Source organism: Bradyrhizobium sp. 141, assembly GCF_023074055.1.
Lineage (GTDB): Bacteria > Pseudomonadota > Alphaproteobacteria > Rhizobiales > Xanthobacteraceae > Bradyrhizobium.
In genome coordinates this window covers 184,920-191,395 of the sequence record NZ_JADPKR010000064.1, presented here as the reverse complement: position 1 = coordinate 191,395, position 6,476 = coordinate 184,920, and the positions used below count along the sequence as shown (strand labels likewise).

At 67.5% G+C, this 6,476-nt stretch carries 5 protein-coding genes; 1 reads left to right on the top strand and 4 read right to left on the bottom strand.

The genetic code is table 11. The features are described from left to right. Window positions 1–1,767 (top strand): OmpA family protein (locus IVA81_RS19060; RefSeq protein ID WP_247320834.1); only part of this gene is annotated, 1,767 nt, incomplete at its 5' end. A 64-nt stretch (window positions 1,768–1,831) separates the two neighbouring features. On the opposite strand, the gene IVA81_RS19055 is transcribed toward IVA81_RS19060, so the two are convergent. The 4 genes from IVA81_RS19055 to IVA81_RS19040 all read right to left on the bottom strand — a co-directional run bounded on the left by IVA81_RS19055 (window position 1,832) and on the right by IVA81_RS19040 (window position 6,451). Next, on the bottom strand, window positions 1,832–3,589 hold the full coding sequence (locus tag IVA81_RS19055; RefSeq protein ID WP_247320833.1) for an alkaline phosphatase: 1,758 nt from the start codon (window positions 3,587–3,589) through the stop codon (window positions 1,832–1,834). A 102-nt stretch (window positions 3,590–3,691) separates the two neighbouring features. Beyond that, window positions 3,692–5,029 carry an argininosuccinate synthase gene (gene argG, locus IVA81_RS19050; RefSeq protein ID WP_247320832.1) on the bottom strand — a complete coding sequence of 446 codons (1,338 nt, stop codon included), beginning with the start codon at window positions 5,027–5,029 and terminating at the stop codon, window positions 3,692–3,694. Between the two features lie 93 nt (window positions 5,030–5,122). Beyond that, complete coding sequence (locus IVA81_RS19045) at window positions 5,123–5,899, bottom strand: phosphatase PAP2 family protein (RefSeq protein WP_247320831.1); 777 nt, start codon at window positions 5,897–5,899, stop codon at window positions 5,123–5,125. 57 nt (window positions 5,900–5,956) lie between these two features. Next, window positions 5,957–6,451, bottom strand: coding sequence for a hypothetical protein (locus tag IVA81_RS19040; protein WP_247320850.1), 495 nt, complete (start codon window positions 6,449–6,451; stop codon window positions 5,957–5,959). Window positions 6,452–6,476 lie beyond the last annotated feature (25 nt).

The following is a 6,476-nucleotide window of genomic DNA, read 5'->3' as shown; positions in this document are numbered from 1 at the left end:
CAGACGCCGGCTCCGGCTCCGCAGCAGCATGCCCCGACACCGCCGCCAGCGGCACGCCCGGCCCCCACGCCGCCAGCGCCACCGCCGGCCGCTGCTCCGCAGCAGCACGCGCCCACCCCGCCGCCTGCGGCGCGCCCGACTCCGACGCCTCCACCACCTCCGCCGCCGCCAGCGGGTCCTTCGGGACGGCCCGCGCCTGCGCCCACGGCGACGCCCCCGGCTCCGACCGCAGCGCCCCTGGCTCGTCCGGGCGCGCCTGCCCCGGCGGCCACACCCGCACCGACCGCGACCCCGGCTCCTGGCAGCACCCCCGCGGCACCGCCGCCGGGCCGTCCGGGCGCGCCTCCGCCCGGCGGACGTCCCGGCACGCCTCCGGCTGCAGGATCGCCGACGCCGGCTCCCGGCGCAGCGCCCGCTCCGACGGCTACGCCGGCTCCGGGTGGGGCCACCCCGACTCCGCCGCCCGGACGTCCCGGCGCAGGCCCGGGCCCTGCACCGACGCCAGCTCCCGGCGCCGTTGCGCCGACCCCTGGTCCTCAGGGTGGTACACCGCCTGCGGGCGCTCCTGCTGCCGGAGCTCCGCCTGCGTCACCGCAGGCTGGTGCCCCGCCCCGGCCGCCGGCACCGCCCGCCGGCGCCGCCGCACCGACCGTCGTCCCCGGCTCGGCGGCCGCAGCGCCGCCGCCCGACAGGGCCCAATACCGGCCGCCGACGGTTGCTCCGGCCTTCCGGGCCGCGCCGACGGTCGCGGCGCCCTTGCCGCCACCGCCGCGTCCGCATCAGCGTGACCTGACGCCGCTCGCGATCGGTGCAGGCGTGGTCGCCGGCGTCGTGGTCGGCGCGACCATCGCCGACCTCCACAACCAGCGACGCGAGGCCGTCGAAGGCGGCCGCACCGTCTACACCGAGCCGGACCGCATCATCGTCCGCGATCCGGGTGGGCAGGCATACGTTCGCGGCAACGATCTCTATCGCTTCCGCTATGGCGCCCGCGACATCCGCACCGACACGGTCGGAGGCGAAACCCGCACCGTCGTGGTGCGTCCCGACGGCAGCGAGGTGATCACCCTGGTCGGCGCGGACGGTTCGCTGCGGCGGCGAATCCGCAGGGACCCCGGCGGGCGGGAGATCATCATCATCGACAACACCTACCGCGATCCGCGCGCGGTCGGCGGCTTCTATGTCGACGTGCCGCCGCCGGTCGTGAACATCCCCTACGATCGCTACATCGTCGATGCCCAGGAAGCGTCGCCGGACGTCATCTACCAGACCATGGTGGCACCGCCCGTGCAGCGGATCGATCGGCGCTACTCGCTCGACGAAATCCGCTACAGCCCCAATGTTCGCATGCAGATGCCGAGCATCGACGTCAACACGATCAACTTCGAGACGGGATCGTGGACCATCCCGCCGGATCAGGCGGCCCGGCTGCAGGCGATCGCCGACGGTCTCAACCGTGCGATCCAGGCCAATCCGCGCGCGGTGTTCCTGATCGAGGGCCACACCGACGCGGTCGGCAACGAGGTCGACAATCTGTCATTGTCGGACCGGCGTGCGCAGTCCGCGGCCGAATTGCTGACACAGCAGTTTGGCGTGCCGGCGGAGAACCTGACGTCGCAAGGGTATGGCGAGCAGTATCTGAAGGAGCAGTCGCCAGGGCCGAGCCTGATCAATCGGCGCGTCACCGTCCGCAACATCACGCCGCTGCTCAACGGCGGCCAGGCCTCGCTGCCGCCGCCCCCGCCCGGCACCGCGCCGCCGCGGTAACGGCACGCACAAACGCAAATGGCCGGGAGCGATCCCGGCCATTTTTATTTGGAGCGCATCGCCACTATTGCGGAGCGGCCAGTCCAAGCGCGTCGACCATGACGCGAAAGACCTCGGTGTTGTCCATCGACCCGTGCACGCGCTCGCTGCCTGGACCGGTCGCGGTCAGGATAACGTCCTCGCCCGAATGCACACTGGCGCCGATCAGCGCCGACAGATTGCCGGGACGGAGCACCGCGCCCGGGACGTCCTTGTATTTGTCGTTGGCCTTGAAGGTCCCGTCGTCGCCGGCCTTGACGGTCGGCTCATTGGGATTGTCGAGCTTCGGGCGGAAGGTCTCGTAATGGTCCGGCAAACTGGCCGAGAAGATGGCGAGCCGCCGGCTCACGTCGACGCGCGCCGGATAACCTTCCGCATCCGGTGCCGGATAGTTGGGAAATCCGGCTTGCTCGTAGACGCCGACGCGCTCGCGCAGCGCCACGTTGGGCGTCGTGGCCATGTCGTCGTTCACCGTGCCGACGAGGCTGTTGGGATGATTGTGGTCCGCCAAGACCAGGATGAGCGTGTCGTCGCCGCGCGCCTGCGCCCATTCACGCGTTTGGCGCACCGCGTTGTCGAGCATGATCGTGTCGAAGACGGCCCGCTCCATGTCGAGCAGATGCGCGTATTTGTCGATCATGCCGGACTCGACCATCAGGAAGAAACCGGCCTCATTCCGCGACAACAGGTTGAGCGCTGCCTGCACCTGTTCCGTCAGGTCGGGCTGCTCGGGGAATTTCTTGACGCCGCCACCCTTCAGGAATTTGCGGTCCAGCGCGCCGTCCATGTTTCCCGTGGCGAACAGGCCGAGCAGCTTGCCCGTCTCCGGCTTTGCCGAGAGAGCACCGAGCTCACCCGCAGTGGTCGCCACCTGATAGCCTGCATCGCGAAACTTGGCGATGTAATCGGTCTCGTCCTTGCGTTTCGAGCCGGCCCTGGACTTCGGCATGAAGTTCGCGCTGCCGCCGCCCATCAGCACATCCGGCTTCGCCGCGAAGAACTGCTCGACGATCTCGTCATAAGCCGCGCGCCGGCGCGTGTGCGCGACCATTGCCGCCGGCGTCGCGTCTTCGATCTCGGTGTTGGTGACGACACCGATCGCCATGCCGAGTCGCCTCCTTGCGAGGCTCGTGATGGTTTCGACCCGGGGATCGTCGAACGGGCTTGCGGTGCGATCCGCATAAACGCCCAAGGCGTTGACGGCGCCCTTGTGCCCGGTCGCATAGGCGCTGGCCGAGTTCGCGGAGTCGGTGATGATGGAGTCCGAGCCTGCGGTCGCCACCAGCGCCATATGAGGCATGACGTCGATGGCGAGCTTGCCGCGGCTCTTGCCCTCCGAAATGCCCTTGGACAGGATGCGGGCTGCGACCCGATGCGCCGGCGACATGCCATCACCGATGAACAGGATGACGTTCTTCGCCTTGCGCGGACCCGTGTCGTAGACCGTCCATGTGACGCTGCGCTGGCGCGTGCCGTCGCTCACGTCCACGGCAACGCTGCCCGGCTTGGTCAGCGTGACGTCGCGCAGGATCAGGGCCGACTGATCCTTGCCGTCCTCGCGGTCGGTGAAGGTCCCCGAACGGCCGAACGCGGTCGTATAATCCGCGCCGTTCACCGTGATCTTCAACTTGGCCGGATCAACCAGTTCGGGGAGTTCGACCTTGAAGTCGAATCGGGCTCCGGCCAGGAGCTCGGCACGATCGATCGGATAGATCGTCTGTGCCGACAGTGACGTCGCCCAAAGCAGGACGATGAGAGAGGCGACGGCCGATTCCTTGATCATATTCGATGCTCCGCGCTGCCCATTCCGGGAAGCGAGGAGCCTAACGGTCGAGGATGACAGCGTCATTATGTCGTGCATCGCCCGATCGGGCGACAAAAGGCCTCAACCCTTGTCGCTCTCGAGCCGGAAAATCTGCGAGCCCTCGCTGCCCGACAGAAGGCCGGTGTCGCTGTAGAGCTTCAGCTTGGTGCGGGTGTCGGCGATGTCGAGGTTGCGCATGGTGAGTTGGCCGATGCGGTCGGCCGGCGAGAACGCGGCGTCCTCGACCTTCTCCATGCTGAGCCTTTCAGGCGCATAGGTGAGGTTCGGGCTCTCGGTGTTGAGGATCGAATAATCGTTGCCGCGGCGCAGCTCGAGCGTGACTTCGCCGGTGACGGCGCGCGCGACCCAGCGCTGCGCGGTCTCGCGCAGCATCAACGCCTGCGAGTCGAACCAGCGGCCCTGATAGAGCAGGCGGCCGAGGCGCATGCCGCTGATGCGGTACTGCTCGATGGTGTCCTCGTTGTGGATGCCGGTGACGAGCCGTTCATAGGCGATGTGCAGCAGCGCCATGCCGGGGGCCTCGTAGATGCCGCGGCTCTTGGCCTCGATGATGCGGTTCTCGATCTGGTCGCTCATGCCGAGGCCGTGGCGACCGCCGATCACGTTGGCTTCGAGGAACAGCGCGACAGGATCAGAGAAGGTCTGGCCGTTGAGCGCAACCGGCTGGCCTTCCTCGAACCGCACCACAACCTTCTCGGCCTTGACGGCGCAGTCGTCGCGCCAGAACGGCACGCCCATGATCGGGTTGACGATCTTGATGCCGCTGTCGAGGCTCTCGAGATCCTTGGCCTCGTGCGTGGCGCCGAGCAGATTGCTGTCGGTCGAGTACGCCTTCTCGGCGCTCATCTTGTAGGCGAAGCCCTGCGCGGTCATGAACGCCGACATCTCGGCGCGGCCGCCGAGCTCGTCGATGAACTGCTGGTCGAGCCAGGGCTTGTAGATCTTCAGACCCGGATTGGTGAGCAGGCCGTAGCGGTAGAAGCGCTCGATGTCGTTGCCCTTGAAGGTCGAGCCGTCGCCCCAGATGTTGACGCCGTCTTCCTTCATCGCCGCGACCAGCATCGTGCCGGTGACGGCGCGGCCGAGCGGGGTGGTGTTGAAATAGGTGATGCCGCCGGTCGAGATGTGGAAGGCGCCCGATTGGATCGCGGCGATGCCCTCATGGACCAGCTGCGTGCGGCAATCGACCAGCCGAGCCTTCTCGGCGCCGAACTCCATCGCCTTGCGCGGGATCTCGTTGTAGTCGGCCTCATCGGGCTGGCCGAGATTGGCTGTGTAGGCGTAGCAGCGCGCGCCCTTCTGCTTCATCCAGAGCAGCGCCGCGCTGGTGTCGAGGCCGCCCGAAAAAGCGATGCCGACTTTCTCACCCTTGGGCAGGCTTTTCAGGATCGTGGTCATGGCGCTTCCAATCGGGTCTCAAGGGGCTGGTGTCGGGGCGAACTTGACCGCGCGAATATCAAATTTCGCAGGGATCGGCACGCATTTAATGGCTCAAACCGACGGCTCAGGACCGGTCTTGCGGCCGAAGAGGCGCTGGCGGAGCCGGTAGGCGGGCATGTTCAGCCGGGTCAGGGCGGCATCGACCGCCTCGTCCGAAAACCGCGTCCGCGGCCAGCGGTAAATCAGCGCGTAGGCGAACCAGATCACGACGAAGGTGACGAGGCCGGCAATCGAGACATCGGTGAAAAAGTGCCCGCCGAAGGCCATGCGCAGCCCGCTGGTGACCGCGCCAAAGATGACTGCTCCGGCATAGGCGAGCGGCTGCCACGGCGGCGGGGCGAGCGCGGCCGGCGCCAGCGTCCAGAACGCGGTCGCGCCCTCGCCCGAGAAGAACGAGCAGTTGCGCGCGCAGCCGCCGCGCGGATCCCACCACGGCACGAATTGCTGGTCGCCGGCGAACTCGGTGACCACCACCGGCCGTGGCCGGCCCCAATAGGTCTTGAAGGTGAGGTTGGTGAGAATGCCGGCCGACAGGATGATCGTGACCAGCAGGAACACGATCGCGCGTCCCGACACCATCAGCGGCCGGTCGGGCCGGATCATCTTGACCACGAGCGCCACAAGCGACGGCAGCACGAAGGCCCAGGCGACCCACATCGCAGCATCACGCGCGAAGCCGGCCCAGTCGTTCAGCTTGAGCGGGAAGGTTTTCGTCTGGGGATCGAAGAACAGCGACGCGAGCTTGAGATCGAGCTCGGGATAGAGGCCGAAAACGACGCCGATCACGAGCCACAGCGCCAGGGCGATGAGGAGTCCGGTACGGTTCATGGCGCGCGGTTTAGCGGAGTGGAACGGGGATGGAAACCCCAGGCGCAGGCAACAATGTCACCGCGCATCCGGCCTGGAATTCGACGGCAGTGGCGGGGGCGGCTTGCGCGGAGGTAGCGGCTCGCGCCAGGCGCCGGCGTTGCGGCCGGCGATCAGCCAGTAGACCACGCCGGCGGCGATGCCTGCGCCCGTCATGATCTCCAGATGGCGCCGCACGATGCCCTCGAACTGGAACGTGTCGGAGTGAAACGGGACGAGGCCGAGATAGCAGGCGAGCCCGACGAGGCCGCCGCCGACGGCATAAGCGAGCGCGCTGCGGATGTAGAGCGCTTCGGTGACCGCAACGATCACCGCCGCCGGAACCAGGGCGAAGCCCGAGACGAAGATGAAGCCGAAACCGAGCAGGATATCGATCGTGCCTTGATCGACGGGACCTGCGCCGAGATCGGCGAATTCCGGGAACAGCAGCGCCATGACGACGATCAGGCCGCCAACGAAGCAGGCGGCGAGAAAGCCGATAAAGATGACGACGAGGCGGCCGATCAGGGACATGGCGCAAAAGGATTGATGGCCAGCA